The 26937-nt window shown below is 72.2% G+C and carries 27 protein-coding genes; 11 read left to right on the top strand and 16 right to left on the bottom strand.

From position 1 onward, the window contains the following. Window positions 1-6 precede the first annotated feature (6 nt). Complete coding sequence (locus Vau01_RS32970) at window positions 7-1254, bottom strand: M50 family metallopeptidase (RefSeq protein ID WP_204000779.1); 1248 nt, start codon at window positions 1252-1254, stop codon at window positions 7-9. Beyond that, entirely contained in the window at window positions 1254-2480 is a 1227-nt protein-coding gene (gene dxr / locus Vau01_RS32965) for a 1-deoxy-D-xylulose-5-phosphate reductoisomerase (protein ID WP_204000778.1), read from the bottom strand. The genes Vau01_RS32970 and dxr overlap by 1 nt, the downstream gene beginning before the upstream one ends. Between dxr and Vau01_RS32960 the strand changes: the two genes are divergently transcribed. Next, window positions 2479-3228 carry an MBL fold metallo-hydrolase gene (locus Vau01_RS32960; protein WP_204000776.1) on the top strand — a complete coding sequence of 250 codons (750 nt, stop codon included), beginning with the start codon at window positions 2479-2481 and terminating at the stop codon, window positions 3226-3228. The two genes, dxr and Vau01_RS32960, sit on opposite strands and share 2 nt — an antisense overlap. Window positions 3229-3650: 422 nt before the next feature. On the opposite strand, the gene Vau01_RS32955 is transcribed toward Vau01_RS32960, so the two are convergent. Genes Vau01_RS32955 through Vau01_RS32945 form a run of 3 tightly spaced genes read right to left on the bottom strand, consistent with a single transcriptional unit; the run spans window position 3651 to window position 5620 of the window. Beyond that, window positions 3651-3998 carry a VOC family protein gene (locus tag Vau01_RS32955; protein WP_204000774.1) on the bottom strand — a complete coding sequence of 116 codons (348 nt, stop codon included), beginning with the start codon at window positions 3996-3998 and terminating at the stop codon, window positions 3651-3653. Between the two features lie 12 nt (window positions 3999-4010). Next, on the bottom strand, window positions 4011-4694 hold the full coding sequence (locus tag Vau01_RS32950; protein ID WP_204000772.1) for an SDR family oxidoreductase: 684 nt from the start codon (window positions 4692-4694) through the stop codon (window positions 4011-4013). 8 nt (window positions 4695-4702) lie between these two features. Beyond that, window positions 4703-5620 (bottom strand): TetR/AcrR family transcriptional regulator C-terminal domain-containing protein, encoded by a 918-nt coding sequence (locus Vau01_RS32945; protein WP_204000770.1) that lies wholly within the window; start codon window positions 5618-5620, stop codon window positions 4703-4705. Between the two features lie 146 nt (window positions 5621-5766). Here Vau01_RS32945 and Vau01_RS32940 point away from each other — a divergent pair, with 146 nt between their 5' ends. Both Vau01_RS32940 and Vau01_RS32935 read left to right on the top strand, forming a co-directional pair. After that, entirely contained in the window at window positions 5767-6507 is a 741-nt protein-coding gene (locus tag Vau01_RS32940; RefSeq protein WP_204000767.1) for an ABC transporter ATP-binding protein, read from the top strand. Further along, on the top strand, window positions 6504-7826 hold the full coding sequence (locus Vau01_RS32935; RefSeq protein ID WP_204000765.1) for an FtsX-like permease family protein: 1323 nt from the start codon (window positions 6504-6506) through the stop codon (window positions 7824-7826). The genes Vau01_RS32940 and Vau01_RS32935 overlap by 4 nt, the downstream gene beginning before the upstream one ends. 204 nt (window positions 7827-8030) lie before the next feature. Here the strand turns inward: Vau01_RS32935 and Vau01_RS32930 are convergent, their stop codons facing one another. Beyond that, window positions 8031-8681, bottom strand: a complete 651-nt coding sequence (locus tag Vau01_RS32930; RefSeq protein ID WP_204000763.1) for a response regulator transcription factor — start codon at window positions 8679-8681, stop codon at window positions 8031-8033. Then, complete coding sequence (locus tag Vau01_RS32925; protein ID WP_204000761.1) at window positions 8672-9862, bottom strand: sensor histidine kinase; 1191 nt, start codon at window positions 9860-9862, stop codon at window positions 8672-8674. Before Vau01_RS32925 ends, Vau01_RS32930 begins: the two co-directional genes overlap by 10 nt. A gap of 100 nt (window positions 9863-9962) precedes the next feature. Here Vau01_RS32925 and Vau01_RS32920 point away from each other — a divergent pair, with 100 nt between their 5' ends. Next, window positions 9963-10622 carry an ABC transporter ATP-binding protein gene (locus Vau01_RS32920; protein WP_204000759.1) on the top strand — a complete coding sequence of 220 codons (660 nt, stop codon included), beginning with the start codon at window positions 9963-9965 and terminating at the stop codon, window positions 10620-10622. Next, window positions 10616-12979 (top strand): FtsX-like permease family protein, encoded by a 2364-nt coding sequence (locus Vau01_RS32915; protein WP_204000757.1) that lies wholly within the window; start codon window positions 10616-10618, stop codon window positions 12977-12979. Before Vau01_RS32920 ends, Vau01_RS32915 begins: the two co-directional genes overlap by 7 nt. 2 nt (window positions 12980-12981) lie before the next feature. Here the strand turns inward: Vau01_RS32915 and Vau01_RS32910 are convergent, their stop codons facing one another. After that, on the bottom strand, window positions 12982-13377 hold the full coding sequence (locus Vau01_RS32910) for a PLD nuclease N-terminal domain-containing protein (protein WP_204000755.1): 396 nt from the start codon (window positions 13375-13377) through the stop codon (window positions 12982-12984). 99 nt (window positions 13378-13476) lie between these two features. On the opposite strand from Vau01_RS32910, the gene Vau01_RS32905 reads away from it, so the two are divergent. Then, complete coding sequence (locus Vau01_RS32905) at window positions 13477-14403, top strand: phosphotransferase (protein WP_204000754.1); 927 nt, start codon at window positions 13477-13479, stop codon at window positions 14401-14403. 38 nt (window positions 14404-14441) lie between these two features. Here the strand turns inward: Vau01_RS32905 and Vau01_RS32900 are convergent, their stop codons facing one another. The 6 genes from Vau01_RS32900 to Vau01_RS32875 all read right to left on the bottom strand — a co-directional run bounded on the left by Vau01_RS32900 (window position 14442) and on the right by Vau01_RS32875 (window position 18484). Next, a complete protein-coding gene (locus tag Vau01_RS32900) occupies window positions 14442-14588 on the bottom strand; it encodes a hypothetical protein (RefSeq protein ID WP_204000751.1) in 147 nt (48 codons plus the stop codon). Window positions 14589-14651: 63 nt separating this feature from the next. Continuing rightward, entirely contained in the window at window positions 14652-15815 is a 1164-nt protein-coding gene (locus tag Vau01_RS32895) for an OmpA family protein (protein ID WP_204000749.1), read from the bottom strand. After that, window positions 15812-16675, bottom strand: a complete 864-nt coding sequence (locus Vau01_RS32890; protein WP_204000746.1) for a hypothetical protein — start codon at window positions 16673-16675, stop codon at window positions 15812-15814. The genes Vau01_RS32895 and Vau01_RS32890 overlap by 4 nt, the downstream gene beginning before the upstream one ends. After that, a complete protein-coding gene (locus tag Vau01_RS32885; protein WP_204000744.1) occupies window positions 16672-17073 on the bottom strand; it encodes a hypothetical protein in 402 nt (133 codons plus the stop codon). Before Vau01_RS32885 ends, Vau01_RS32890 begins: the two co-directional genes overlap by 4 nt. Further along, the gene (locus tag Vau01_RS32880; RefSeq protein WP_204000742.1) at window positions 17073-17762 is read right to left on the bottom strand and encodes a hypothetical protein; all 690 of its coding nucleotides are present in this window, start codon (window positions 17760-17762) and stop codon (window positions 17073-17075) included. The genes Vau01_RS32885 and Vau01_RS32880 overlap by 1 nt, the downstream gene beginning before the upstream one ends. Next, entirely contained in the window at window positions 17759-18484 is a 726-nt protein-coding gene (locus tag Vau01_RS32875) for a vWA domain-containing protein (protein ID WP_204000740.1), read from the bottom strand. Before Vau01_RS32875 ends, Vau01_RS32880 begins: the two co-directional genes overlap by 4 nt. A 352-nt stretch (window positions 18485-18836) precedes the next feature. On the opposite strand from Vau01_RS32875, the gene Vau01_RS32870 reads away from it, so the two are divergent. The 4 genes from Vau01_RS32870 (at window position 18837) to Vau01_RS32855 (ending at window position 22115) form a co-directional block, all read left to right on the top strand. Next, on the top strand, window positions 18837-19763 hold the full coding sequence (locus Vau01_RS32870; protein WP_204000737.1) for an ABC transporter ATP-binding protein: 927 nt from the start codon (window positions 18837-18839) through the stop codon (window positions 19761-19763). Between the two features lie 9 nt (window positions 19764-19772). Continuing rightward, a complete protein-coding gene (locus tag Vau01_RS32865; RefSeq protein ID WP_204000736.1) occupies window positions 19773-20765 on the top strand; it encodes an ABC transporter permease in 993 nt (330 codons plus the stop codon). Window positions 20766-20859: 94 nt separating this feature from the next. Then, window positions 20860-21192, top strand: coding sequence for a PadR family transcriptional regulator (locus Vau01_RS32860; RefSeq protein ID WP_204000734.1), 333 nt, complete (start codon window positions 20860-20862; stop codon window positions 21190-21192). After that, window positions 21189-22115 carry a hypothetical protein gene (locus Vau01_RS32855; RefSeq protein ID WP_204000733.1) on the top strand — a complete coding sequence of 309 codons (927 nt, stop codon included), beginning with the start codon at window positions 21189-21191 and terminating at the stop codon, window positions 22113-22115. Before Vau01_RS32860 ends, Vau01_RS32855 begins: the two co-directional genes overlap by 4 nt. A 21-nt stretch (window positions 22116-22136) precedes the next feature. Here Vau01_RS32855 and Vau01_RS32850 read toward each other — a convergent pair whose 3' ends face one another. After that, entirely contained in the window at window positions 22137-23438 is a 1302-nt protein-coding gene (locus tag Vau01_RS32850; protein WP_204000731.1) for a lipase family protein, read from the bottom strand. A 172-nt stretch (window positions 23439-23610) separates the two neighbouring features. Here Vau01_RS32850 and Vau01_RS32845 point away from each other — a divergent pair, with 172 nt between their 5' ends. Continuing rightward, window positions 23611-26568 (top strand): AfsR/SARP family transcriptional regulator, encoded by a 2958-nt coding sequence (locus Vau01_RS32845; protein ID WP_204000729.1) that lies wholly within the window; start codon window positions 23611-23613, stop codon window positions 26566-26568. On the opposite strand, the gene Vau01_RS32840 is transcribed toward Vau01_RS32845, so the two are convergent. After that, window positions 26542-26757, bottom strand: coding sequence for a hypothetical protein (locus tag Vau01_RS32840; protein ID WP_204000728.1), 216 nt, complete (start codon window positions 26755-26757; stop codon window positions 26542-26544). The genes Vau01_RS32845 and Vau01_RS32840 overlap by 27 nt on opposite strands. Between the last annotated feature and the right edge of the window lie 180 nt (window positions 26758-26937).

Genomic DNA, 26937 nt, shown 5'->3' with positions numbered 1-26937 from the left:
TGTTGCTTATCTGAAGATCGTGATCGGGTTGACGATATCCGCCGCGACTGTGAGCAGAGTGAACCCACCGAAAACAAGGATCACGAAGTAGGTCACCGGCATCAACTTGTAGTAGTCGACGCGGCCCGGATCGGGGCGGTTGATCTTGGCGTAGAGCCAGGTCCGGACCTTCTCGAACCAGCTGATCGCGATGTGGCCACCGTCGAGCGGCAGCAGCGGCAGCAGGTTGAACACGCCGACGAAGAAGTTCAGCGACGCCAGGATGAGCAGGAACAGCGACCAGCGGCTCTGCTCGACGGTCTCGCCGCCGAGCCTGCTGGCGCCGACCACGCTGATCGGGGTCTCCGGGTCGCGCTCACCACCGGTGACCGCCGTCCACAACTTGGGCAGCTTCTCGGGGACCTTCTTCATCGCCTCCCAGGTGCCGACGAACGCGTCGCCGGTGAACCCGATCGACTTCGAGAAGCCCTCGACCGGCCCGTACGTCACCTCGAGTGGGATGACCCGCTTGAGCCCGACGCCCAGCGCGGCGCGCTGCTCGGTGTCGGTGGTCGCCACCACCGTGCCGTCGCTCTTGGTGCGCTCCTTGTAGCGGGTCACCGCGGCGAGGTCGACGGTGATCGTCTGCTGGGCGCCGTTGCGCTCGACGACGACCGGAGTCGCGCCCGGCGGAACCGTACGCAGCGTGTTCAGCAGTTCGTCCCAGTTGGCGACGGACTTCCCGGCCACCGAGAGGACCTTGTCGCCGTTCTGGAGGCCGGCGGTACCGGCCGGCGACGCCGGGTCGCCCGACTGGCATTCACGCAGGTCGGCCGACGTCACCACGCACGGCTGCACGGTGATCACGGCCGGCTGCGGGTCGGCCAGCGCCGGGTTCGGCATGCCGACGAACGACGCGCAGACCCAGAGGATCACGAAGCCGAGGATGAAGTGGGTGATCGAACCGGCGGAGAGCACGATCGTGCGCTTCCACACCGGGAACCGCCACATCGCTCGGTCTTCCTCGCCGGGCTCGACGTCGTCGTCCTGCGGCGTCATCCCGACGATCTTGACGAAGCCGCCCAGCGGGATCGCCTTGAGGCCGTACTCGGTTTCGCCCTTCTTGAAGGACCAGAGGGTGGGGCCGAAGCCGGCGAAGTACCGGATGACCTTCATCCCGAAGCCCTTGGCGGTGAGCATGTGCCCCGCCTCGTGCAGGCACACCGATACGAAAATGGCGAACGCGAACAGCGCGATCCCCAGTGCGTACGCCATCAGGCTCCCCTCGATTCGGCCGCGATGACCTCGCGCGCCCGTGCCCGCGCCCATGATTCGGCCGCGAGCACCTCTTCGACGGTACCTGGTTCGGGGTAGTCGGGAGCGTCCCCCAGTACGCGCTCGACGGTGTCCACAATGCCGGTGAACGCCAACCGGCCGGCCGTGAACGCGCTCACACACTCCTCGTTCGCGGCGTTGTAGATCGCCGGCCGGCAGCGGCCCGTCCTACCTGCCTCTTTTGCCAGCTCCACGGCGGGGAACGCGGCGTTGTCGAGCGGTTCGAACGTCCACTGTGTGGCTTTTGTCCAATCGACCGGCTTTGCGGCTCCGGGCACCCGCTCCGGCCAACCGAGGGCCAGCGCGATCGGCAGGCGCATGTCGGGCGGGCTGGCCTGCGCGATCGTCGACCCATCGGTGAACTCGACCATCGAGTGGATCACCGACTGCGGGTGCACCACGACCTCGATGTCGTCGTAGGGCACGTCGAACAACTCGTGTGCCTCGATCACCTCCAGGCCCTTGTTCACCAGGGTCGACGAGTTGATCGTGATGACCGGCCCCATGTTCCAGGTGGGGTGGGCCATCGCGTCGTCGACGGTCACATGTTCGAGGTCCTCGCGTTTTTTGCCGCGGAACGGCCCGCCGCTGGCGGTGAGGATCAGCTTCCGGACCTCGTGCTTTTCGCCGCCGCGCAGGCACTGGGCCAGCGCCGAATGCTCCGAGTCCACCGGCACGAGCTGCCCCGGCCGCGTCACCGCGGCCTTCACGAGGGGGGCGCCGGCAATGAGCGACTCCTTGTTCGCAAGAGCGAGGACGCGACCGGCGTGCAGGGCCGCGAGCGTCGGTGCCAGCCCGATCGACCCGGTGATGGCGTTCAGGACGGTGTGCGCGGGCCACGCGGCCAACTCGCTCATCGCGGGCGGCCCGGTAAAGATCTTGGGGACGGCGTACCGCCCCTGGGCATATCCCTGCCGCTGCGCCTCCGCGTACAGGGCGAGTTGCAGGTCCTGCGCCGCGCTCGCCCGCGCCAGCCCCACGGCCTCGACCTTGAACTCGATCGCCTGCGCCGCGAGCAGCGCGACGTTGCCCCCGCCCGACCCGAGCGCGACAACCCGGTACCGGTCGGGGTTGCGCCGCACGATATCGAGGGCCTGCACTCCGATGGATCCGGTGGACCCGAGCAGCACGATTTCCTTCACGTCGGCATTATCGTCTCCTCCCATGCGGCTCACTGTGGTCGGTGGTTGCGGCGCCTGGCCGGCGGCCGGGCAGGCGTGCAGCGGATACGTGGTGGAGCACGACGGATTCCGGCTCCTGATCGACCCCGGCTACGCGGTGACGCCGCTGCTGGATCCGTCGTCGCTCGACGCGGTCTTCATCAGCCACGGGCATCCGGACCACTGCGCCGACCTGAACCCGCTGCTCCGTGGCCGGGTGCTCGGCTCTTCGCGGTCTCCGGGCTCTCCGCCGCCGGGTTCTCCGCCGCTGCCGGTGTTCTCCCTGGCCGGTGCGATCGACCCGGTGCTCGCACTCGACGGCGCGTGGGTCTCCGACGCGGCACGACCGCATGCGGTGGAACCCGGTGCCCGGTTCGAGATCGGCCCGTTCGTGGCGACCACCCGCCTGCTGCCGCACCACGTGCCGAACCTGGGCATCCGCCTGTCGGCCGGCGGGGTCGCCGTCGCCTACACCGGCGACACCGGACCGTCGCCGGAGATCGCTTCACTGGCGGAGACCGCTGACCTGCTGCTGGCCGAGGCCACGTATCCGGAGCGGGTCCCGGACCCGGACGCGCCGTACCTGAGCACCGCCGAGCAGGCCGGCCGCGACGCCGTGACCGCCGGTGTCGGCCATCTGGTGTTGACCCACCTGTGGCCCGGCATCCCACGGCCTTCCGCGCGGGATGCGGCCGCGGCCTCCTACTCCGGGCCGATCGACGTGGCCGAACCGCTCCTGACGTTCGATCTCTGATCGAAATCGGTGTGGCGTGGTGGACCTCCTCACGGGGTGCTGATTCCCTGACGTCGACGTCGTGATTGTTCGGCGTCGCTCGAGTATGCAAGCGATCCCGCCGCCGAAACATGGCCCTGTTCTTCCTAGGATCCGGTGCTTCTAGGATCCGCGAACCGAGGATGAACGGTCTCTGGTTGTTCGTGTCCGGCGCTGGCACGATTCACGTCGCAGCATCAGAACGGGCGGTCGGCTTCCCATCGTTCCTTGTGTTCGTCGGACACGGCGCTGGCCGAGGCTCCACCGATTGCGTTGATCAGCGCCCCGCGGGGGCCGAATGCCCCGGGTTCGATCCGTACCCGGTTGCCGCACAACTCGATCTTCATGTCCTGGGGGAGGTTCGTTTGGTAATAGTCCCAGCACGCTCTGATCGGATTCATGGGTCAGAGTTCGTTGGCTTTGGCGTGACGTGGTTCGTACAGGCCGAGTTCGCCGCCGCCCGGTAGGCGGATCGCGGTCAGCAGGCCCCAGCCCTCGTCGCTCACGGACCTGGTGAACTCGACGCCCTTGGTGGTGAGGTGGGTGACGGTGGCGGCAACGTCGTCGCACATGAGGTAGAACTCGTGGGACGGGGAGCCGGCCGGATGCACCGCCACTTCGGCGGGAGGGAGTTTGAAGATCAGCCATCCGTTGCCAGCGTCGACGTTCGGGTAGCCGAGGACGTCACGAAAGAAGTCGCGGTCGGCGTCGGCGTTCTGGCTGTAGAGAATGACATGAGCACCATTGATCATTGCGTGAACGTATCAGTTTGCGCCGCCCGGAGGGGTCCCGTGCGGCGTCGGCTGTACCGAAACCTCAGACAGGTAAGCGTCATCGCGCATTTCGAGAATGGTCAATACGACGGTGGCCAGGGTTGTGGGTTGAATGGATTTCGCCGGGTCGTAGGGTTGGCCGAACCGGGCTCGAACCTTTGCCAGTAGGTCGGTCGCGGTGCCGCCGGGATAGACGGTGGTCACGCGGACACCGTGGGGAGTTTCCTCGATGCGCAGCGAGTCGGCGAGCTCACGCAGGGCGGTCTTGCTCGCCGCGTAGGCCGACCATCGGGGAACGGCGTGCAGTCCCGGTGCCGCGTTGACGAACACGACGTGGCCGGCTGCTTCACGGAGGGCCGGCAGCAGTATCCGGGTGATCTCGGCGGCGGCGACGACGTTGACGGTGAGGGTGTCCGTCCACTGTTCGTGTGGTGTCTCTTCGACGCTTGCCACGTCGGCGATTCCGGCGCAATGCACCAGTGCGTCGAGGCGGTCGAGGTGGGGCAGCGCGCCGGCGAGGTCACCCGGGGTGCGGAGGTCGACGGGTAGCGGGTCGGCGGGAAGGGCGTGCAGCGCGGCGACGTCGCGGCCCGTCGCGAAGACGCGGTAGCCATGGGCGGCGGCGGCTCGCACGATGGCGGCGCCGATGCCGCCGGTTGCGCCGGTGATCAGCATGGTCCGTTTCATCGGTGGATCGTGTCATGGGAGGGAGGGGTGCCCAGTTGCTTTTCGAGGCCGTCGAGGATGGCCTGCAGGCCGCAATCCAACAGGAGGTCGAGCGAGAATTCCGGGTCGCCGGCGGCGAACTTCGCCATCATCGGGAGTTTGCCGGTCGCCAGTACGGCGGCGAAGCGTTCCTGTTGAGACTGGATCCACTGCTCGTCGGTCATCCCGGTCTCCTGTTCGGCCTGCGCCTCGTCGGCCAGGTTGACCGCCGTTCCGCGAACGTAGTTCGCCACCATCACCGCGGCCCGGAACTGCAGGTCCGAGCCGAGGTCGAACCGGTCGAGCGCGCGCATCACCCACTCCGTGTGGGCCATCGCGTTCGGGGCCAGCAGGGGCCTCGTGAAGGAGATGGCCTGCGCCAGCCAGGTGTGGCGCTGGTACATCGACCACTGCAGGCGGGCGACCGCTTCCACGCACGCGCGCCAGTGGTCGGTGTCGGGGTCGAGGTCGGACGGCGGGGGGTTGGCGCCCATCACCTCGTCCATCATCAGGAGGATCAGGTCCTCCTTGTCCTTGACGTGGCGGTACAGCGACATCGTCGGGATGCCCAGGGCGCCGGCCAGTCGGCGCATCGACAGGCCGGTGAGGCCCTCGGCGTCGGCGATGGTGATCGCGGTGCGCACCACCATGGCGCGGTCGGGCGCGGGTTCGCGCGGGCCGGCGGTGCGGGTCACCACCGTCCCCACGCCGGGTTTCGCCTCGACCAGGCCCTGCTCGCGCAGCGCGGTGATGACCTTGGTGGCCGTGGCCATCGCGACGCCGTGTGTCGCCACGATCTGCCGCGTCGACATCACGGGGTCGCCGGGCCTGAGGTCGCCGGCGGCGATCCGCGCGGCGATGTCGTCGGCGATCCGGCGGTAGGTGGGGACGCCCATGAGCACTTCCTAGTGCACTAGTGCACTACGTGTCCAGCAAGAGGGGTGCTAGCCCTACCTCCAGGAGCCATGGTGGCTCTACTGACCGTCCTCTAGTGCGCTCGTACGTTGTATCCAGACAACGTACGCGGGAGAGGAAATACAAGATGAGTGACGCCGTCCGAGTGGAATCGCTTCACAAGACCTACGACGACACCGTGACCGCGTTGGCCGGTGTGACCGCCGGTTTCCCCAACGGCACGTTCACCGCCGTGATGGGGCCCTCGGGGTCCGGCAAGAGCACGCTGCTGCAGTGCGCCGCGGGGCTCGACCGGCCAACCGGCGGCCGCGTGTTCATCGGCGGTACCGAGGTGACCGCCGCCAACGACACGAAGATGACCAAGTTCCGCCGCCAGCGGGTCGGGTTCATCTTCCAGGACTACAACCTGCTGCCGTCGCTCACGGTGGAGCAGAACGTGGTGCTGCCGCTGCGGCTGGCGGGCCGGAAGGTCGACCGGCGGCGCTGCCGGGAGGTGCTCGGGCACCTCGGGCTGGGCGACCGGTTGAACGATCGGCCCGAGAAGCTGTCCGGCGGGCAGCGGCAGCGGGTGGCCGTGGCCCGGGCGCTCGTCACCGAGCCCGCGGTGATCTTCGCCGACGAACCGACCGGCGCGCTCGACCTGCGCAGCGCTCAGGACGTGCTCGCGCTGCTGCGGGCCGTCGTGCACCAGTACGGGCGGACGGTCGTCATGGTCACCCACGACCCGATGGCCGCCGCCTACGCCGACTCGGTGCTGTTCCTGGCCGACGGCCGGCTCGCCGGCGAGTTGCGGAATCCGACGGCCGACGCGGTCGCCGAGCGCCTGGCCCACCTGGGAGACGCGGCGCGCGTGGGGGTGGCGGCGTGATCGCGGTCGCTCTGCGGAACCTGCGGCACCGGCCCGGTGGCTTCGTCACGACGTTCCTCTCCGCTTTCCTGGGCGCGACGCTGCTGATGGCGTTCGCGTCGCTGCTCGACACCGCGGCGAACGTCGACGCGGCGGGCGGCAACGAGTCCCTCAGCACCACCGCCAGCGTCGGCGGCGGCTGGTGCCTGGTCATCGTGGTGTTCGCGGTGACGTCGACGCTCAGCCTGGCGATCCGTCAGCGGGCGGAACAGGTGCAGCTGCTGCGCCGGATCGGTGCCACCGGTCCGCAACTGCGCCGGATGATCGTCGGCGAGGCGGCGGCCGTCGCACTGATCGCGTCGGCGATCGCGGTGCCCGCCGGGATGCTGCTCGGCCAGGTGCTCGTCGACCTGCTGCAGAACACCGGGCAGGTCGCCGCGTCGGTCGACCCCGCGTTCGGCGGGATCGCGCTCGGCACCGGCTTCGGCGTCACCCTGATCGGGTCCGTCATCGCGGGCTTCGCCGCGGCCCGGCGCGGCGCCGGACCGGCCCGCACCAAGGCCGCGCGGCCGCTGCTGCGCCGCATCGGTGGGGTCGTGTTCCTGCTGGCCGGCACGAACTGCGCGGTCCTGACCGCGACGATCATGGACGGCAAGGGCATCGACGCGATGCAGACCGCCGGACAGGCCGGCATCTGGGCCTCGATCGGCCTGGCGCTGCTGGCGCCGGAGCTGCTGAGGTTGGTGACGGCGGTGCTGGGCGGCCCCACGCGGCTGCTCGGCGGCGTCGCCGGCGAACTGGCGGTGCTCGGCGTGCACACCCGGGCGCGCCAGTTGGCCGGCGCGGTGATGCCGGTGCTCATCTTCACCGGCATCGCAACCGGCACCGTGTACATGCAGACCATCGAGGACGCCGAGGCGGCGGGCCAGGTGCAGCCCGAGTACGCGCAGGACATCCAGACGCTCAACTACGTCGTCGTCGGGATGATCACGCTGTTCGTGGCCATCATGCTGGTGAACACGCTCATCGCGGCGACGGCGAGCCGTCGGCGGGAGTTCGCCCAGCACCGGCTGGCCGGCGCCACCCGTGGTCAGCTGACCACGATGGTCGCCCTGGAGGCCGTGCTGGTGACGGTGACCGGCGTGATCGGCGGGGCGGTCGGGTCACTGTTCACGATCCTGCCGTTCGCCTCGGCCCGCGCGGGCAGCTTCGTGCCCGACGTGACGCCCGGTGCGTTCGCGGTGGTGGTCGCGATCGCGGTCACGCTGACGGCGGCGGCGATGCTCGGCACGGCGCGCCGCACGGTCCGCGGGCCGGCACCCGAGGCGATCCGCGCCTGAGGGATCTGTACCTGAGGGTTCCGCGCCGGACGCGACCGTCACCGATGCCCGGGGGCTCCACGCCTCCGGGCATCGCCGTGCCCGGCGCACGGGTGGCCAGCCAGTCGATCTTGCAGTTGTGGTGCCTATCGAAGCGGGGCAAGAACACCACATTCGGGCACCACAACTGCAAGATCGACTAGGTCAAGGAGCGGGGGCACGGGGTCACGGGGAACGGCGTTGGAGGTAGGCGAGGACGGCCAGGATGCGGCGGTTGTCGTCGTCTGTTGGGGGGAGGCCGAGTTTGGTGAAGATTCCGGTGATGTTTTTGGCCACGGCGGCTTCGCTCAGGATGAGGGTTCGGGCGATCGCCGTGTTCGAGCGGCCCTCCGCCATCAGCGACAATACCTGCCGTTCGCGGGGGCTCAGGCGTTCGAGCGGGCTGCTGTTGCGGGCGAGCAACTGCTTCACGATTTTCGGATCCACCACCGTGTCGCCCGCGGCTATGCGACGGACGGCGTCGACGAACGTGGTGACGTCGGTGACGCGGTCCTTCAACAGGTAACCTACGCCGGCCTCGGACGGGGCGGCCAGCAACTCGGCGGCGTAGGTCAACTCGATGTACTGGCTCAGGACCAGTATTGCCAGGGTGGGGTGCGCGGCGCGGAGGGCGATCGCGGCGCGCAGGCCCTCGTCGCTGAAGCCGGGTGGCATCCGCACGTCGGTGATCACCAGGTCGGGACCGTAGGCCGACACCGCCGAGACCAGCGAGGACGCGTCGCCCACGGCGGCCACCACCTCGATACCGAAGCGCGTGAGCAGGCCCACCACGCCTTCACGCACCAGGATGCCGTCTTCGGCGAGCACTACCCGCACGGCAACTCCACCCGCACCACCGTCGGGCCGCCCGAGGGGCTGTCGACGGTCAGGCGGCCGCCCACCGCGGTGACCCGGTCGGACAGGCCCGCCAGGCCGCCGCCCGGGCGGAGAAAAGCACCACCCGTGCCGTCGTCGTGAACGGTCACGACCAGGAGGCCCCGGGCCACCCGAGCGGAGACCCGGGCCGCGAAAGCACCGCTGTGTTTGACCACGTTCGTCAACGCCTCCGAGACCACGAAGTAGGCGCACGCCTCGACCGCCGCCGGCAACCGCACACCGAAATCGGCCGCGACCGTCACCGGAATCGGCGTGCGGTCGGCCAACGAGGCCAGTGCCGCGGGCAGCCCGCGATCGGTGAGGATCCGCGGGTGGATGCCCTGGATCAGCTCCTGCAACTCGGTCAGCGCCTGCCCGGCCTCGTCGTGCGCCTTGGCCACCAGCGTGGGCAGCTCGGCGGGGTCGGCGACGCGGGCCAGGCCCAACGTCATGCCGAGGGCGACCAGGCGCTGCTGGGTGCCGTCGTGGAGATCGCGCTCGATCCGCCGGCGCTCGGTGTCGAACGCGTCGACCAGCCGCGCGCGGGAGCGGACGAGTTCGCGGACGTCGTGCGCACGGCGTCCGACAAGGGCCTGAACCGGCGCGGCCCGCAGCCGCGCGTAGAGATCGAGCAGGTACAGCGCCACCGCCAGACCGAAGATGCCGGCCGGCACCGCCGCCCAGGCGGTGACCTGGCCGGTCAGCAGCACGGTCTTGAGGATCTTGACCTCGCCGTCGTTGACCGCCGCGACCAGCGGGGCGGTGAGCAGCGACAGCGGCAGGCCGAGCACGCACCCGAGCAGGAGCAGGTCGACGGGCCAGAACAGGCTGAACGCGACGAGGTAACCGAGTTCGCGCCACGTCGCCGGTTCGCGGTAGCGGCAGCCGAGCCACGCCCGGAGGCCGGGACGGTCGGGCTCGCCGTGCGGATCGTCGGCGGTGGCGCCCAGCAGGCGGAGCCGCCGCCGTTCCACCGCGCCCGCCGGCACACCCAGCAGAGCGACGCCCATCAGGATCGGCAGACCGATCAGCAGCGGCAGGCCGGCCAGGCCGAGCGCGAGCAGGCCCACCCAGGAGACGAGCAGCGCGGCGCCGACCGGCACGCCGGTGGCGAGCCAGAGCAGCGAACGCGCGTACCTCACGGAAGATCAGCTTACGGCCGGCGGCGGTAGAGAAAGTTCTACCCGCGGGGTAGAACCCGCCCGGCAGCGTCCCGGGCGCAAAGGCCGTGTGCTTGACGGCATGACAGTGGAGTTGAGGGACGTGCGGCGCACGTACCGGGAGGTCACCGCGCTGGACGGGGTCAGCGTCGGTTTCGCGGCCGGCACGTTCACCGCGATCATGGGACCGTCGGGATCGGGCAAGTCGACGCTGCTGCAGTGCGCGGCCGGCCTCGACCGGCCCGACGAAGGCACCGTGGTGGTCGACGGCACCGACCTCGGCCGGCTGGGCGAGGCCGGGCTGGCCCGCCTGCGCCGGACCCGGATCGGGTTCGTGTTCCAGGCGTTCAACCTGCTGCCGATGCTCACCGCCGAGCAGAACGTCGGGCTGCCGTTGCGGCTGGCCGGGCAGAAGCCGGCCCGGGCCACGGTGCGCCGGGCGCTCGCCGAGGTCGGGCTCGCCGGGCGCGAACGGCACCGGCCCGACGCGCTGTCGGGCGGCCAGCAGCAGCGGGTCGCCATCGCGCGGGCGCTGGTCACGGGCCCCGCGGTGGTCTTCGCCGACGAGCCGACCGGCGCGCTCGACACCGGGTCCGGCACCGAGATCCTCGGCCTGCTGCGTCGCCTGGTCGACACCGGCCAGACCGTCGTGATGGTCACCCACGACCCGGCGGCCGCGGCCGTCGCCGACCGCGTGCTCACGCTCACCGACGGCCGGATCACGGCGGACCGGGCATGCTGACGCTCGCGTCGGTGCGCGCGCGATGGGCGGGCCTGGCCGGGTCGTTGGTCGCGCTGGCACTGGGGGTCGCGCTGGTCGCGGCCACCGGTCTCCTGCTGTGGGGGACGCTGGGAGCGGGCGACCGGGCACCGCAACGCTATGCCCGTGCGGCGGCGGTGGCGGTGCCGCTCGACGAACTGACGGTCGAGACCGAACACGGGTACCGGAGCCGGCCGCTGGCGGTGCCGCACGGCCTCACCCCGGCGCAGCTGGCGGCGCTCGGGCCGGGCGTGGTCGACCGGTGGGCGTACGCGCGGCTGCTCTCCGGTGGAAGGGACCAGGTAGGGCGGCCGTGGCCGGTGGCGGAGTTCGGCACGCACCGGCTGACGGCCGGTCGGGGACCGGTAGCCGACGACGAGGTGGTGGTCTGGGCGGGCGGCGGCGCCGTGGGGGAGCGGGTCACCGTGCTGACCGCCGGCGGGCCGCGCCTGTACACGGTGGTCGGGACGCTGGCACCGGCACGGTTCGAGCGGGCGCTGTTCTTCACCGACGCCGAGGCCGCCCGGCTCTCGCCGCGCGTCGACGCGCTGATCCTGCCGGGCACGGCCGTTCCCGCGCTGCCGGAAGGCGTGAACCTGCGGACCGGGCCGGACCTGCGCGCGCTCGACCCGGACGCGGCGCGCGACGCCGAGTCGCTCGTGGCGGCCACCGCCTTCCTCGGCACGGCCGGCGGGATCGCGGTGTTCGTCAGCGGGTTCGTGGTGGCGTCGGGGTTCGCGTACGCGGTGGCCCGGCGGCGACGGGAGTTGGCGTTGCTGCGGGCGGTCGGTGCGACCCCGGGTCAGGTGCGGCGGTTGGTGCTCGGCGAGGGGCTCGTCGTCGGGTTCCTGGCCTGCGTGGCCGGTTCCGCCGCGGCCCGGCCGGTGGCCGAGGTGCTCGCGGACCTGTTGCGCGACAACGGGTTCGCGCCGGACTGGTTCACGATTCCCGACACGCGCGTGCCGTTGGTGCTGGCGGTGCTGATCGGGCTGGCGTCGGCGGTCGCCGGTGCGCTGCCGGCCGCGTGGCGGGCTGGCCGGACGCGTCCGGTGGCGGCGCTGCGGGAGTCCATTGTGGACGCCCGCGGGATGCCCTTGCCGCGCTGGCTGTGCGGGCTGGCGACGCTGGCCGGCGCGCTCTACGTGCTGTGGTGGCCGGTGCTCGCCGAGCCGGCGGCGGCCCTGAAACGCAAGGGGTACGTGCCCGGGGTGATGCTGCTCGTCGTCGCGTTCGCGGTGCTGGCACCGGCGCTGATCGGGCCAGCGGCCCGGGTTCTCGGCTGGCCGCTGCGCGGCGTGACGGGTCTGCTGACGCGGGAGACCGCGCTCGCCGCCACCCGGCGCACCGCCGCCACGGCCGCGCCGGTGCTGCTGACCGTGGGACTGGCCGCCTGCCTGCTCGGCATCACCTCGACCGTCGACCGCGCGAAGGCGGCGGAGGCGTTGCCCCGCACGGGTTTCGCCGTCGTGCCGGCGGGGGCGCCGGGGCTGGATCGCGAGCTGGTCGAGCGGCTCCGGGCGATTCCCGGTGTCGACGTCGGCGTCAGCTATCCCACCGCGCTCTACGAGCTCGAGGACGGCGTGGCGTTCCTCGAACGGCCCGCGCAGGCCGTGGATCCGGGCGCCATCGCCGAGCTGCCGGTGCTCGCCGGGTCGCTGGCCGACCTGCGCGACGACACCGTGGTCGTCGACACCGACTGGCACCGGCGGGTCGGCGAGACGGTGCGGGTCTGGCGCGGCGACGGCACGCCGGTGACGCTGCGGGTGGCGGCCGTCGTGCGGGAGGGCGTCGGCGGCAACGGCGCGTACCTGACCCGGGCGCACGCCGCCGGGGAGTTGGCGACGCGTGCGGTTGTGCGTCCCCGAAAAGGAACCGCGCCCGGCGCGGTGGCCGCCGCCCTCCGCGCGGCCGTGACCGGACACGGCGCCGGGATCCTGACCCCGGAACCGGCGCCCGGAAGCCGCGTAACCGCGGCCGGGATGTGGGTGGTGGTCGGCATCGCGACCGTCTACTCGGGACTGTCCATTGTGGGCACCGTGCTGATGGCCGGCCGCGAGCGGCGCCGGGAACTCCGCCTGCTGCGGTTGGCCGGCGCGACGCCGGGCCAGGTGCTGCGGGTGGTGATCGCCGACGCCGTGTTCGTGACCGGGTTGGGTGTGGTGTTGGCGCTGTGTGCCGCGGCGGTGACGCTCGGCGGGTTGTGGGTGGCGCTGTTCCGGCTCACCGGCGCGGTGCCGGCGGTGGTGGTGCCCGGTGGGTTGGGCGTCGTCGTCGCGGCGGCGGCCGGCCTGACCGTGATCGTGTCGGTGCTGGCCGCGTTCGCGTCGAAGAAGGGGTGACGTCAGGCCTGTTCGCCCTCGCGGCGGCGCAGTTCCTCCTCGCGGCGGCGGAGGTCGGCCTCCCACTTGGAGAACATCTGCTCGTCTTCGCGGCGGCTGCGCTCGACCGAACGCAGGAACGCCGGGTCGTCGTCGGGTGCGAGCGGGCGGGGACGCTCGCGCTCGGGGAAGCCGGAGCCCGGCCGCCACTCGCCGGCGCGGCCGACCCGTGCGTTCTGCGGCCGACCCGCCACGAACCAGGCGATCGCCCCGATCGGCGAGAACAACAGGATCAGGAACACCCAGACGACTTTGGGCAGGTTCCGGACAGCGAACTCGTCGGTGGACAGACAATCGATCAGCGCGATCACCAGCAGCGCCAGGTCGATCAGCATCAGGAGGCCGTAGAAGCGAATCACGCCGCGAAATGATGCCGTATCCCGGGCGTTGTGTCTGCCCCTACATCAGGTATTCCAGCGTCACTCGACGTATCCGGCGAGGTCTGCGAAGGTACGCGGATGGCCACCTTGCTCAGCGCGGCGGTCGCCCGGGAACTCGATGAGCATCTGCGCGTCGTGTGTGCGCGGGTCGGTGCCGATCCGGCGCGGGCCGAGCTGATCAAATACACGATCAACGCGGTGTACCGCGTGCCGCCGTTCGTGATCCGGTTGAGCGGCAACGCCGAGGCGGCCGAACGGACGGTGGCCAACGCGACGGCCCTCGCCGCGGCCGGCGCGCCGACGGTCCGGCTGGCCGACGTGGGGCCGCAGCCGATCCGGTCCGGCGACTGGGCGGCGACGGTGTGGCGGAACGTCGTCACCACGGGTCGGCCGCCCGAGCCGGTCGACCTGGCCGGGCCGGTGCGGGCGATCCACCGCCTGCGGTCGCTGCCGACCGGGTTGCGGCCGTGGGAGCCGATCGCGAAGGCCCGGCGCCGGATCGACCGCGCCGACGGCGCTTCCTGGATGGCGCGTTGGTCCCGGGACGCGGTGGGGCTCGACCTGGACGCGCTGCTGGCCGCGCTGCGGGCCCGGTGCGACGCGCTGGAGCGGGCGCTGGTCGAGGTCCGCTGGCAGTTGCCGCCCGGTGTCGTCCACGGTGACGTCCACACCGGCAACCTGCTGATCACCGCGGCCGGGCCGGTGCTCTGCGACCTCGACAGCGTCGGCACCGGTCCCCGCGAATGGGATCTGACGCCGCCGGCACACGGTGCGACCCGGATGGGCCGCCCCCGCGCCGCCTACCGGGCGTTCGCCGACGCCTACGGCTTCGACATCCTGGCCTGGACGGGCTGGCCGACGATGCGCGCCGTCCGCGATCTGCAGATGGCCACCAGCACCCTCGGTGCCTTCGACGGGCGCGAGCAGGTGGCGAACCAACTCGCCTACCGGCTCCGGACCCTGCTCGCCGGCGACGACGCCGCAATCTGGTCCAGATATACGTGAAGCCCGGCCCTTCGCGGACCGGGCCTTCACGGCCGGAATCACTCGTCCGGGTCGACCTTCGACGGGGTCTGCGACAACGCGCTGCCGGCCGCCTGCTTCTCTTCCTCGGTGGCCTTCGGGTCGCGCAGCACCTCGCTGGCGGCCGACGCCGCTTCGTCACTGGTCTGCCGGGTGTTTTCGGTCATTGCCATCCTTCCGGGGGTTCTGGATGTCTCCCCTTCACAGTGCCCAGAAAGGTGGTCGCTCAATCAGCACGTCAGCTGGACGATGACCGACCGGTTGCGGGCGGCCGGGCCGGGCAGCAGGCTGCCGTCGGGGGCCAGGTCGGGTTCGCGGGACGGCCATTTGTTGCCGACGCCGCGGGTGGTGATCCGGTTGTCGGGGACGCCGAGCGCGACCAGTTCGCGTTTGACGACCGCCGCCCGGTCCCGCGACAGCGCCATCCCGTCGCCGGCGCCGGCGGTGGTGCCGATCAGGTCGACGCGCTGCCGGCCGTCTTTCAGGATCGTCGCGAGGTCGGCCAGGGTCTGCCGGGCGGCGGCGGGGTCGCGCAGGTTCGCCGTGTCGGGCGTGAAGCCCACGGTGCCGCCGTCGGCGAGAACCGTCTGCCCGCAGGGGTTGAACGCGGCCGGCGCCGCGACCGGCACGACGCTGACCGCCGGCACGCCGTCGGCGGCGGACCCGGAGACGGTCCGCGTGACGGCCTGGACGCACGACGCGCCGCCGGCGGTCGCGATCGCCGACCACAGGTCGACGAGGCGGCGACGGGCGGCCGTGTCGAGTTGCTGCTGCGGGGGTGCCGTGTCGCCGGTGCCGATCAGCACGACCTGCCTGCCGTGGAGGTCGGGCAGCGCGTCCGCCTTCGTGAGGAACGCGACCACGTCCGCCGGCTGGGCGTCGAGCATCCCGGCGGTGCGGAAGTCCAGCGGCGCCGTCGTCTGCAGGCCCGAGTCGAGCAGGACGACGGTGCCGCCGTCGCCGACGGCCCGCGCGGCGACGTCGAGCGCCGTCAACTGGTCGACCTCCGGAGCGGTGGCCCGCACCCGGTCGAGCGCCGTGCCCAGGGAGCCGACCCAGGCGGTGAGGTCGTTGGCGCGCTTCTTGTCGTTCTGCGCCTGGGACGCGAACGTCACCCGGTCCTCGACCACCGCGGGCCGGCCGTCGATGCGGACGATGCTGACCGGCTGGTTCGCGGCGGCCGCGCCGCGGGCGAGCGCGTCGACCTCGGCCGGCATGCCGGGCTGCGGGTTGTTGGCGCGGTTGCCGACGGCCACCGCGACGGCGCCGCCGGTCCGCACGCATCCGAGGGAGGCGGGGCCGGCCGCTTCGCTGGCGGACTCGCTGGAATCGCACGCGGCCACGGACCCACCCGCGAGCACCAGCGCGAGCGTAGCCAGGCCCAATCGCTTCACGTGGCATCGTCCTCGCGTAGCGGGGAACTCCGGAACGGATACCGGTCGGGCTCGAACATCGCGTCGGTCGCCGACGCGTCGTTGAGCACCTGCGCGATCCGCATCCGGACGTACTGCTTGAGTTCGTCGCCCATGGCGATCCGGCCGAGCCGCGCGGCCTCGTGCGCCTGATCGACCCGGAAGCGCTCGGCCTCCAGCCGACGCAGCTCGGCCTCCAGCCGTTCGTGCCGGCGCTCGTGGCGGCTCAGCGTGCGGCGCAGGCCACGGATCCGGCGGGACGCGGCGACGACCGCCCGGCCGATCGAATTGTGCAACACGAACGCGCCGAGCGCGGCCGCGATCCCGGTACCGACATACAACGCCGCGAACAGCAGCGCCATCGCGAGGCCCTCGTTGCTGTCCACAGTGGACGGTGCGGCGCCGAACGTGGAGTTGGCCGCCGGCGCCGGCCCGGTGAGGACGAGCCGGATCGCGAACGCCGCCGCGCCGAGCACCAGCCAGCCACCGGCGGCGAACCACAACAGGGCGGCCCGGTGGTCGGGCGCGCCGTCGACCCGGTCGCGGTACCCGGCGCCGATGCTGTGGGCGAGCGACAACGTGATCGCGGTGAACCCGGCCACTAGGAGGTACAGCATGTGGACGGGCAGGTTGGTGTGGTTGGCGAGCACGTCGTAGAACGCGGCGACGTCGGCGCCGGCCGCGACCATCAGCACGAGGACGTGCACCGGCGCGGCGAACGACCGACCGGCGACGCGCGCGGCCGTCAGATACCGGGTTTCGGACGCGCGGCGGTCCGAGCTGCGGCGGTCGACCAGATCGTCGAGGACGAGCCGGGGCCGCGGAACGGTCCTGTGAATCATTTCGGCCCGTTCCGGCGGGTCTTCCGCAGGGCCGAGTCGAGCAGCCGCCGGCCCTGCTCGCGGCCGTGTTCCGCCTGGCGGAGGTCGTCGGCAACGCCGTCGCGGCGCAGGCGGGCGGCGAGTTCCTGCGGCGCGACGTCGCGGATCAGGGCGTCGAGGACGCTGTGCGCGTCGACCCGCCGCACCTGGAGCTCGGCCAGCCACGCGTCGACCCACGCGTTGATGAGGTTGTCGGCCGCGTGCTGCGTCCCCTCGTCGACGCCGCCCGCCGCGAGTTTGACGACGTACGCGTCGAGCTCCGCCTTCGCCCGGTCGAGGTCGGCCGGGGGCGCCGGTGCCGGCCGCTCCGGCGTCACCGCGTCGACCGACCGCGAGATCTCGTCGGGATTCCTGGGCATCACGCCTCCGTCAGGTCGTAGCGGGCCCAGCCGGGCAGGTCGGGTTCGGCGATGCCGAGCACGGCGTTGAGGGCGGCGCCGTCGGGGTGCCGGCGCACGAGGTGCTGCCAGTACGCGCTGATCCGGCGCCACGTGTGCTCGTGGATGCGCCGCGCGCGGGCCGCCGCGACGAGTTCGCTGCGGCGGATCGACTCGACGAGGTCGGCCTCGGTCGAGCGCAGGCGCAGCAGGTCCCGCTCGGCCGCGTCGAGCGCGGCTTCCCGGTCGGCGACCCGCTTGTCGTGGGTCAGTTGCCGCCGCTTGCGCACGACCGCCGCGTCGGTCCGGGTCTCGCCGGCCCGTCGCTCCCGCAGGTCCGTTTCGTCGAGCGGACGGGACGCGGCGGAGAGCGCCGAACGTGCCTTCGCCACCACGGTTTCCGCCATCGGCACCTGTTCCCGCACGGCCGCCAGCGCGCGCGCAGGTGCGGCCCGTTCCCGCTCCAACCGGAGCAGTTCGTGCTCGATCGCGTCGGCGGCCCGGTGCCGCAACCGTTCCAGCGTCGGCGTGTAGGTGAACCGCCGCGCCGCTTGCCCGCCGTCGAGCGCGGGCAGGCCGGCGCGCGCGTCGCTGCGGGCGTCCCACCAGTCGACGGCGCGGGCCGCGATCCCGTACGGGATCGGCCGAGCCGGTCGTCGGTCGACGTTCATGGTGCACCCTTCTTCCGCGTCGAGAGACGCTCGCCGGTCAACGCCGCCGCCACTTCGCCGAAGGCCACGCCGAGCTCGTCGGGCCCGCGGAAGTACCGCACGGTGACGTTCGGCGGCAGCTCGCTGATCGCGTCGCCGCTCTGCGTCCAGTGGACGCCCGGAATCATCAGGTAGACGCGCGAGTACCGGGCGCCTTTCAGTTTCGCGCCGAGCTCCGCCGGGTCATCGAAGATCTGGCCATCGGTGACCGCGACCAAGGCCTTCGCCGCGCACGACCCGTGCGGCGTGGCCGACAGCGCGTCGACCGCGGGCGACAGCAGGCTGCCGTCCTCGATCGCCGCCGCCGGACGCCGTGCCGCGCCGACGGTGTGCAGCGACGTCGGGGGGAGCGTCACCTCGCTCGTGCCGGCGAACACCGCCTCGGCGAGCAGGTCGTCGCCGCGCAGCTCGCGGGTCGCGAACGAGAGCAGTTGCGCGACCGCCTCGTCGCGCTGCGCCGCGTACCGCTTCATCGACCCCGACACGTCCTGCGCCTGGTCGATGCACACCGGCCCGGAGACCGTGCGCTTTCCGGTGAGCGTCGCGGCCGCGAGGCTGGTCGGCGGGTCGGCAGTGGCGTCCCGCGCGGCGTGCACGATCGCGGGCGTCACCGCGATCAGCAGGGCCGGCAGCAGCAGCCACCATCCGACGCGACGGGACGTGTCGACGACTGCGGACGCCACCCCGCGCACACCGGCCCGCGAAGGCCGGGCTCTGCCGCGGCCGGCGACCCGCCGCAAGCCCCGCCGCTTCGCCCTGCGGCCGGCGCAAGCCGCCGACAACACACCCACTGGAACGAACACCCCTCGCGCACCCGACATCTGCTGGCGGAAAGCGACAGTAGTGTCCGGCGACGGCCCGGCAGCTCCCGTTGGCGGCCCGCCCTGTACGGCGAGTGGACCCGGTGTTGTGCCCGATCGGAGGGCACCGTGTGACGCGTGTTCCGCCGTGCGACTTGTGCGAGTTCTGTGAACGGTGGAACCGTTTCCGCCTTGCTCCGCGTCAATAAGCTATGCGCAACAGCGGAGGGCTCGCATGATCGCTCACGACCTTGGCGTCGACGCACAGGACCTGACCAGGCGGTTCGGGTCGGTCGAAGCCGTGCGCGGCCTCAGCCTCAGCGCGCCGTACGGAGAGGTCACCGCGCTGGTCGGCCCGAACGGCGCCGGTAAGACCACGCTGCTGCTGATGCTCGCCACGCTGCTCGCGCCCGACTCCGGTCACGTGCGGGTCGCCGGCCTCGACCCGGTGCGGGACCCGGTGGGCGTGCGGGCCCGGATGGGCTGGATGCCCGACGCGTTCGGCGTCTACGACCAGCTCACCGTCTGGGAGTACCTGAAGTTCTTCGCCGACGCGTACCGGCTGCCCGACCCGACCGGCCGGGCCCGGGTCGCCGAGACGTTGGGGCTGACCCACCTGGAGGAGTACGCCGGGCGTCCCGTGCATGTGCTGAGCCGCGGGCAGAAGCAGCGGCTGGCGCTCGGCCGCACGATGCTGCACGACCCCGCGGTCCTGTTGCTCGACGAACCGGCCTCGGGCCTCGACCCCCGGTCCCGCATCGAACTGCGCGACATCCTTCGCGGCCTGGCCGCGAAGGGCGCGGCGGTTCTGGTCTCCAGCCACATCCTCACGGAGCTGGAGGAGATCGCCGACCGTGTCGTGTTCATCACCGGCGGACGCGACGCGGGGCAGCACGACATGCGCGTGCTCGTCCGGTCGAGCGCGGTGACGTGGCGGGTGCGCGCCACCGACGAACCGGCCCTGCGGGCGGCGCTCGACAAGCGCGACGTGTTCATCGGCGACACGACGTCGGGCGGCGTCGAACTGCCGCTGATGACCGAGGACGCGGCCGCCGATCTCCTCGCCGGCCTCGTCGCCGACGGCGTGCGGGTGGTCTCGTTCGGCCCGACCGGAAGCCAACTCGAGAACGCATACCTGGCGCTGACCCAGGACCGGATCTAAGGGGACTCCATGACGAAGCACGGTGTGGCGCTGGTCTTCAGGCAGGAGTTCCTGGTCCGGTTGCGGACCGGTCGCTGGCGCTGGCTGATGGGCGCGTGGGTCGGTGTGATCTTCCTGTTCACGGTGCTGTTCGAGCTGGGCTTCTCGGCGTCGATCACGTACTACGGCGGGAGTTCCGTGTGGCGGGGCGAGCGGTGGCAGGGCATCCCGTTGTTCGGCGCGCTGATGCTGTTCGTGCTGGCGCTCGCGCTCATCATCAGCCCGGCGCTCACCGCGCAGTCGATCAACGGTGACCGGGAACGCGGCACGCTCGCCACGCTGCAGGTCACCCGGCTCTCGGCCGGCGACATCGCGATCGGCAAGCTGCTCGCCGGCTGGGGTGTGGGCGTCGGCGCGCTGGTGCTGACGCTGCCGTTCGTCGGCTGGTCGATCCTGCGCGGCGGCGTCGGCCTGTGGCGGGCGGCCGTGGTGCTGTTCGTGGTGGCGCTGCTGATCGGCGTCGTCTGCGCGTTCTCGCAGGCGCTGTCGGCGATGCTGCCGCGCAGCATCACCTCGGCGTTGCTGTCGTACGTGACGGTGCTCGCGCTCAGCCTCGGCACGGTGCTCGCCTTCACGCTGGCGCTGCCGATGTCGTCCAGCGGGTACGACCGGCCCGACCGCGTCTGGTGGATGCTGGCGCCGAACCCGTTTGTGGTGCTGGCCGACTCGGCACCCCAGGTGCCGCTCAAGCGCGACCCGCGCTCCGGCGAACTCGTGGCGCCACCGGTCGGCGACCCGCTCGGCGAGATCGGTCGCGAGGTCCGCCGGATACGCATGTCGCCGGAGGAGCGGCAGGACTACTACGGGTACTACGCCGGCGGCGTCTACCAGTGGCCGGCCTCGCCGGTGTGGCCGTACGGGCTCGCGTTCAACCTGTTGTTGGGTGGCGGATCGGTGCTGATCACCGTGCGGCGCCTGCAGACCCCGGTCCGCGAACTGACGATGGGCACCCGGATCGCCTGATCCCGCACGGGTTCGCAGGCCCGGTCGAGAGACAGGTCAGCGACGGCAATTGCGCCGTTGACGGTACTTCGGATAGCGGGCTAGTGTGCAATGCGTGGACGCCACCCAGCTGTTGAAGGGCGTGCTCGACCTGGCGGTGCTCGCCGCGTTGCGGCATGACGACGGGTACGGGTACGACATTCTCCGTCGCCTGCGTACGGCCGGGCTCGAAGACGTCGGCGACGCCTCGGTCTACGGGACGCTGCGCCGCCTGTTCCAGGCCGGCTACCTCACCACGTACGTCGTGCCGAGCGACGAAGGACCGCACCGCAAGTATTACGCCCTCAACGCCGCCGGTCGGGTGCATCTCGACCGGTCGAGCAAGGTGTGGCGGGGCTTCGTGTCCACCATGGACCAACTCCTCGACGAGCGGGGGATCACCGCATGAACAGCACCGCCCCGTCCCGCGTCACCGAGATCGACCGCTACATCGCCGGCGTGTCGGCGGCGCTCGCCGACCTGCCCGACGCGGTGCGGCAGGAACTGCTCGAAGACCTGCCCGACCACCTGGCGGAGATCGCCGCCGACGACCGGGCCTCGCTCGACGACCGGCTCGGGCCACCGGCCTCCTACGCCGCCGAGTTGCGGGCGGCCACCGGCGTCGACGTCGGGAAGAGCGAGCGAAGCCCGCGACGGGTCGCCGCCACGATCGCGGCCCTCCGGCCGCACGCCCGCACGTTCGACGAGACGGTGGGCCGGCTGATCGGCTACGACCGGCTCGGCGACTTCCTGGTGCAGCTCCGGCCCGCCTGGTGGGTGTTCCGCGGTTACGTGGTCGCGATGGTTCTCCTGTACTTCCTCGCCGACGGGTACGACCTCTTTCCGCAGGACAGCAGCGCGGGGCTGCTCGGGTGGGCGCTCGTGGTGGTGCTCGTCGGGTTGTCGATCCGGATCGGTCGGCGTCCGCTGCACATGACCCGCCGGGCCAGGCCGCTGTGGTTGGCCGTCGGCGCGGCGGCGGTGCTCGCCGCCGCGTTCGGCCTCGCGTGGGTCAGCGGCGGCCACGACAACTACGCGCCGAGCCCGAGCTACCCGCCGTCCGGGAACATCGGCTACGAGGACCCGAACGAGGTGTACGTCTACACGGAGAACGGGCAGTCGATCACGAACGTCCGCGTGTACAACCGGCGCGGCGACGCGGTCCCGATCGGGGTGCCGATGGGCTGCGGGACGCAGACGGGGCCGGTCTACCGGGAGCAGCGGGGCTGCATCCCGGAGACCGACGCCAGCGGCACCCCGGAGCCGAGCGGACCCGTCACCCAGAGCCCGGAACCGGGCGGAAGCGGCCCCCCGAGCCCCAGCGCGTCGTAGGGCCCGGGGAATCCGCCCGGATCACGGCTGGAGCGGCATCGTCCAGCAGTTCGACACGGTGAACCAGCCGGCCAACCGGTCGGTGAGCCAGCCGATCGCGGCGTCCTGGTCGGCGAGCAGGGGCGCGAAGTGGTTGAGCAACGCGCGACCCAGTTCGGGGAGCACCACCGCCACGTAGCTGACGTCGCCGCCCAGCCGGCACCAGTCGACGGCCAGGGTGCGCGCCTGCCGGTGCGGCACGAGGTTGTCGGTGATCCCGGTCGCGAGCCGCACCGGGCCGGCCGGCTTGAGCGTCCCGATGCGTTGTTTCGTGAAGACGGCCTGGACGACCGGTTCGGACCGGGCGATGTCGCCCAGCGACCGCCCGCTGGTGGTCCACGCGGTGCTGCGGGCAGAGCCGTACGCGAAGAGGGCGTCGCCGACGCACATCGTCGAGAGGTCGGCGAGCGCGGCCCGGCCGGCGGCGTTGAGGTGCCGGTCGAGCACCGGTCGCAGCGCGGGTTCGGACTGGAGGAAGCCGTTCACCGACCAGCCCAACGCGCCGGCGAGGTCGCTGCCGTCGATGGCGTCGGCCACGTCGGCGAGGTTCGCCGGCGGCGCACCGGCGTACGTACCGGCCAACCGGACGTCGGGCGCGTACGACGGTTGTAGCTCGGCCGCCGCCGCGGTCGCGCCACCACCCTGGCTGTAGCCGTACAGTCCGACGGCTGACCGGGCGGTGAGCGACGTGTTCGGCAGCGACCGGGCGGCCCGCACGGCGTCGAGCACGGCGTGCCCACCGTCGACGCGGTTCACGTAGGTGTGCAGCAGGTTCGGCGTCCCGAGGCCGACATAATCGGTGACGACCACCGCGACCCCGCGCAGCAAGAGCTTGTAGATGGCCAGGATCTCGTACCCGACCGACACCGTGTCGGGCGTGATCACGATCGGGTACTGCAGCCCGAGCGACGCCGAACACTGGTCGCCCTGTCCGAGCGTCCCGGGTGCGAGCGCGACCAACGGCCGCGCGCCGCCACCCCACCACGGCGCGGCGGGTTCGATGTAGGCACCGGTCACGGCGACGGCCGCACCGGTGGAATCGGTGGTGCGGTACATGATGCGGGTCGCCCGGCCGGGGAGCGGCCCGGTGATTCCGGGCAGGCTGAGGGCGAGCGGCAGCGGTTCGGTCCGGACCAGCGCGCCGTTGGCGGCGGGCAGCGTGGCCGGCGGGGTGTAGAAGGCGGGGACGGTGGCCGCGGCGGCGGGTTCCGCGACGCCGAGGGTGGCGACGGCGGTGGCGGTGCCGACGGTGAGGGCGAGGAGTAGGTGGGTGAGCCGGAACATGGGGCCTCCCGGGTGATACCCGAGCGGGCCTTGGCGGATTGGCTCCGCTCGATGTGGTACGGCACGGTACCGGATCGTCGTTACTCGCGGGTAGCTGTCCGCAGATCACGGTTCGATAACGGGGCGGATCAATGGGACGTGCGGGGAATCGCTAGATTGAACCCGTCGAACGATGACGAACCGGGGGTGGACGTTCATCGACGCGTCGTCTGATCGGCTGCTCGAGTTTCGGGTGCTCGGACCCGTGACGGTCCTGCGCGACGGCGCACCGGTCGACCTCGGTGGGCCGCAGCGTCGCGCCGTCCTCACGCTCCTGCTCGTCCACGCCGGTCAGATCGTCCCGGCCGACACGCTCGCCGACCTGCTCTGGGGCGGGTCGCCACCGCGGTCGTACCGGGTGCAGTTGCAGGGGGTCGTCAGCGACCTGCGGCGACGGCTGGCCGGTAGGGAATCCCGGGCCGCCGCGCCGATCGTCACGGTGGCGCCGGGGTATCTGCTGCGGGTCCCGGACGGCGCCCTCGACCTGGCGGTGTTCCGGCGCGAGGTGGCCGAGGCGCAGGCGACCGGCGACCACCACCGGTGGGAGTCGGCGGTGGCCCGGTGGCACGGGCCGGCGTTCGGCGGGTTCGACTACCCGGGCGCGCAGGCCGTGGTCGCGGGCGTCGAGGAGGAGCGGTGGACGGCCGTCGAAGACCTGGTCGACGCGCGGCTCGCGGCCGGCAGCGTCGACGGGCTGTCGGCCGAACTGGCCCGGCTCACCCGGGAACATCCGCTGCGCGAGCGGTTCCACGGCCAGCTGATGACGGTGCTGGCGCGCACCTCGCGGGTCGGCGAGGCGCTCGCCGTCTACCGGAGTCTGCGCGATCGACTGGTCGACGAGCTCGGCATCGAGCCGTCGGCGCCGATCCGGCGGCTGCACCGGCAGATCCTGGTCGCCGGTGACGGTAAGGCCCGGCCCGCCGCCGGGATCACCACCGGCGGCACCACGGCCTACCGCCAGCTTCCGCCGGACCTCGCCGACTTCGTCGGCCGCGGGCCGGACCTCGCCGCGATCCTCGACCTGGGCCGGAGCCATCAGAACAGCACGGCCGCGCGGATCGTCGTCGTCGCCGGGATGGCCGGGGTGGGCAAGACCCGGCTCGCGTTACGGGCGGCCCACCAACTGGTGGCGGAGGGCCGCTACGGCGGCGGCCAGCTGTACATCGACCTGGCCGGAATCGACGCGGCCGGCACCGTGGCGCCCGAGACCGCGCTGTCGAACCTGCTCCGGTTGCTGGGCGTCGCCCCTCAGCTCGTCCCCCCGGATCTTGACGCGCGGGCGACGCTGCTGCGCGACCGCCTCGCCGGGCGCGAGGTCCTCATGATTCTCGACAGCGCGGCCGACGAGCGGCAGATCGCGCCGTTGCTGGCGGCCGGCGCCGCGGGCCTGGTGATCGTGACCAGCCGGCGGGCGCTGGCCGTCGACGGCGCCCTGCACCTCAACCTGTCGATGTTCACGCCCGGCGAAGCGGCGAGCCTGGTCGAAGCGGTGATCGGAGCGGACCGGTCGGTGGCCGAGCGGACGGCCGTCGCCGACCTGGTGGCGCGGTGCGGCCACCTGCCGCTCGCGGTGACGGTCGCGGCCCACCGGCTGCGGATGCGGCCGGCGTGGTCGGTGGCCGGCCTGGTCGATCGGCTCGCGGCCGCGTCCGGGGTCGAACTGGACGAGTTGACGGCGGGCAGCCGCGCCGTCGAGGCGGTGTTCCAGCACGCGTACGACAGCCTGCCGGACCGGATCCGGCTGGTGTTCCGCCGGCTCGGGCTGCATCCCGGCGTCGACGTCACCGCCGCGTCCGTCGCGGCCCTCACCGGCCTCGACCCGCCCCAGGCCGAGGACGCGCTGGCCGAACTGCTCGACCTGCACCTGGTCGGGCAGTCGGTGCCCGACCGGTACCACCTGCACGACCTGCTGCGGGCGTTCGCCCAGCGGACCTGCCGGCGCGCCGAGTCCGCCGACGCCGCCGACGGCGCCGTCACCGACCTGCTCGACTGGTACGTCGGCGCGACCGAGGAGGTCACCCGGCCGATGTTCCGGTACCGGTTGCCCGTCGCCATCCGCGTTCCGCCGACCAAGACGCCGGTGCCGCAGTGCGAGACCCAGGAACAGGCGCTCGACTGGCTCGACGACGAGAACGCCAACCTGCTCGCGGTGATCCGGATGGCCACCGACCGGGGGAAGTACGCGCACGCGATCGGGCTGGCGCACCTGCTGCGGGTCTACTTCGTGCGGCGGGCGCCGGTGACCGACCGGATCGCCGTGCTGCGGGTGGCGGAGACCGCCGCGCGGGAGGCCGGCGACCTGTCCGAACTCGCCCACACGCTGAGCGAACTCGGCCACGCCTACGGCACCGCGCTGCAGCTCGACACCGAGTCCGACCTGCTGCGGCAGGCGATCGCGCTGCACGAGCTGTGCGGTGACGACCACGGCGGGGCCGTCGCGCTGAACCACCTCGGCACCGCGCACCGGCGGGCCGGCCGGTACGCCGAGGCCGTCGAGCTGTACCGCACCGCGCTCGACCTCCTCGGCCCCGACGGCGATCCGGCCCGCGTCGCCGCCACGGCCAGCAACCTGTCGATCGTGCTGCACCTGCTCGGCCGCGACGACGAGGCGATTCCGCAGGCGCTGCACGCGGTGCGGGTCCAGCAGACGATCGGCGGACCGGGGGAGGCCGCGCTGCAGACCAACCTGGGCCGCATCTACGCCCGGGTCGGGCGCCACACCGAGGCCGTCGAGCACTCCGAGCGGGCGCTGCACCTGCACCGCGCCGACGGCAGCCGCACCGGCGAGGCCATCGTCCTCGGCACCCTGTGCGTCAGCTACGCCGAACTGGGCCGGTACCCGGCGGCGGTCCGGGCCGGGCGGCGGGCCGTCGGCATCGGCCGCCGGGCCGCCAACCCGGAGGTCGAGGCGATGGCGTTCAACGGCCTCGGCGAGGCGTTCGCGCTGGCCGGGCGGCACCGCGCCGCGCAGCGCCGGTTCGGGCGGGCGCTCGCGATCGTCGGAGATCGGGGTGACGCCGATGAGCGCGCCCGGGCGCTGGCCGGGCTCGACCGGTGCCGCGCGTCAGGGGAGGAACTCGGCGGCGAATAGCCGTTCCAACCGCCGCCCCGAGTACGAGGTCTCGCCGACCGCGGTCACCAGCCGGACGCGCTCAGCGGCACGGCGAGCAGCGCGCTGTTTCGGCGGCCCGATTGCCAGCGTCGCACCGTCGCAGCGGACCTCCAGCGGTCCGAGGACCCGGAACTGGCGGTCCGCTGCGACGGTTGCGTCGATCGTCACCCCTCCTACGTCCCCCGTGAACGTGGGTTGATGACAGGGACCCTAGCGATGGCTCCCTGTAACGGACTTGACCGCAACTGGACCGTCGCGTTCCGGCGGGCCCGGCCCCGCTCATCGCGGCACGCTGCGATGATGCCGGTGAATACCGGCGGAACTGCCGCCGGGACGGCACCTCCGCGG

The sequence above is a fragment of the Virgisporangium aurantiacum genome, from assembly GCF_016863635.1.
GTDB classification, from domain to species: Bacteria; Actinomycetota; Actinomycetes; order Mycobacteriales; family Micromonosporaceae; genus Virgisporangium; species Virgisporangium aurantiacum.
Note: the sequence above shows the minus strand (reverse complement) of the source record. Positions and strands in the feature narration are given on the sequence as shown.

Excerpts from the sequence above, each read along its gene's own strand:
- Vau01_RS32970 (WP_204000779.1), bottom strand. The coding sequence starts at position 1,254 with ATGGCGTACGCACTGGGGATCGCGCTGTTCGCGTTCGCCATTTTCGTA.
- Vau01_RS32960 (WP_204000776.1), top strand. The coding sequence starts at position 2,479 with ATGCGGCTCACTGTGGTCGGTGGTTGCGGCGCCTGGCCGGCGGCCGGG.
- dxr (WP_204000778.1), bottom strand. The coding sequence starts at position 2,480 with ATGGGAGGAGACGATAATGCCGACGTGAAGGAAATCGTGCTGCTCGGG.
- Vau01_RS32955 (WP_204000774.1), bottom strand. The coding sequence starts at position 3,998 with ATGATCAATGGTGCTCATGTCATTCTCTACAGCCAGAACGCCGACGCC.
- Vau01_RS32950 (WP_204000772.1), bottom strand. The coding sequence starts at position 4,694 with ATGCTGATCACCGGCGCAACCGGCGGCATCGGCGCCGCCATCGTGCGA.
- Vau01_RS32945 (WP_204000770.1), bottom strand. The coding sequence starts at position 5,620 with ATGGGCGTCCCCACCTACCGCCGGATCGCCGACGACATCGCCGCGCGG.
- Vau01_RS32940 (WP_204000767.1), top strand. The coding sequence starts at position 5,767 with ATGAGTGACGCCGTCCGAGTGGAATCGCTTCACAAGACCTACGACGAC.
- Vau01_RS32920 (WP_204000759.1), top strand. The coding sequence starts at position 9,963 with ATGACAGTGGAGTTGAGGGACGTGCGGCGCACGTACCGGGAGGTCACC.
- Vau01_RS32915 (WP_204000757.1), top strand. The coding sequence starts at position 10,616 with ATGCTGACGCTCGCGTCGGTGCGCGCGCGATGGGCGGGCCTGGCCGGG.
- Vau01_RS32905 (WP_204000754.1), top strand. The coding sequence starts at position 13,477 with ATGGCCACCTTGCTCAGCGCGGCGGTCGCCCGGGAACTCGATGAGCAT.
- Vau01_RS32900 (WP_204000751.1), bottom strand. The coding sequence starts at position 14,588 with ATGACCGAAAACACCCGGCAGACCAGTGACGAAGCGGCGTCGGCCGCC.
- Vau01_RS32890 (WP_204000746.1), bottom strand. The coding sequence starts at position 16,675 with ATGATTCACAGGACCGTTCCGCGGCCCCGGCTCGTCCTCGACGATCTG.
- Vau01_RS32885 (WP_204000744.1), bottom strand. The coding sequence starts at position 17,073 with ATGCCCAGGAATCCCGACGAGATCTCGCGGTCGGTCGACGCGGTGACG.
- Vau01_RS32880 (WP_204000742.1), bottom strand. The coding sequence starts at position 17,762 with ATGAACGTCGACCGACGACCGGCTCGGCCGATCCCGTACGGGATCGCG.
- Vau01_RS32870 (WP_204000737.1), top strand. The coding sequence starts at position 18,837 with ATGATCGCTCACGACCTTGGCGTCGACGCACAGGACCTGACCAGGCGG.
- Vau01_RS32865 (WP_204000736.1), top strand. The coding sequence starts at position 19,773 with ATGACGAAGCACGGTGTGGCGCTGGTCTTCAGGCAGGAGTTCCTGGTC.
- Vau01_RS32855 (WP_204000733.1), top strand. The coding sequence starts at position 21,189 with ATGAACAGCACCGCCCCGTCCCGCGTCACCGAGATCGACCGCTACATC.
- Vau01_RS32850 (WP_204000731.1), bottom strand. The coding sequence starts at position 23,438 with ATGTTCCGGCTCACCCACCTACTCCTCGCCCTCACCGTCGGCACCGCC.
- Vau01_RS32845 (WP_204000729.1), top strand. The coding sequence starts at position 23,611 with ATGACGAACCGGGGGTGGACGTTCATCGACGCGTCGTCTGATCGGCTG.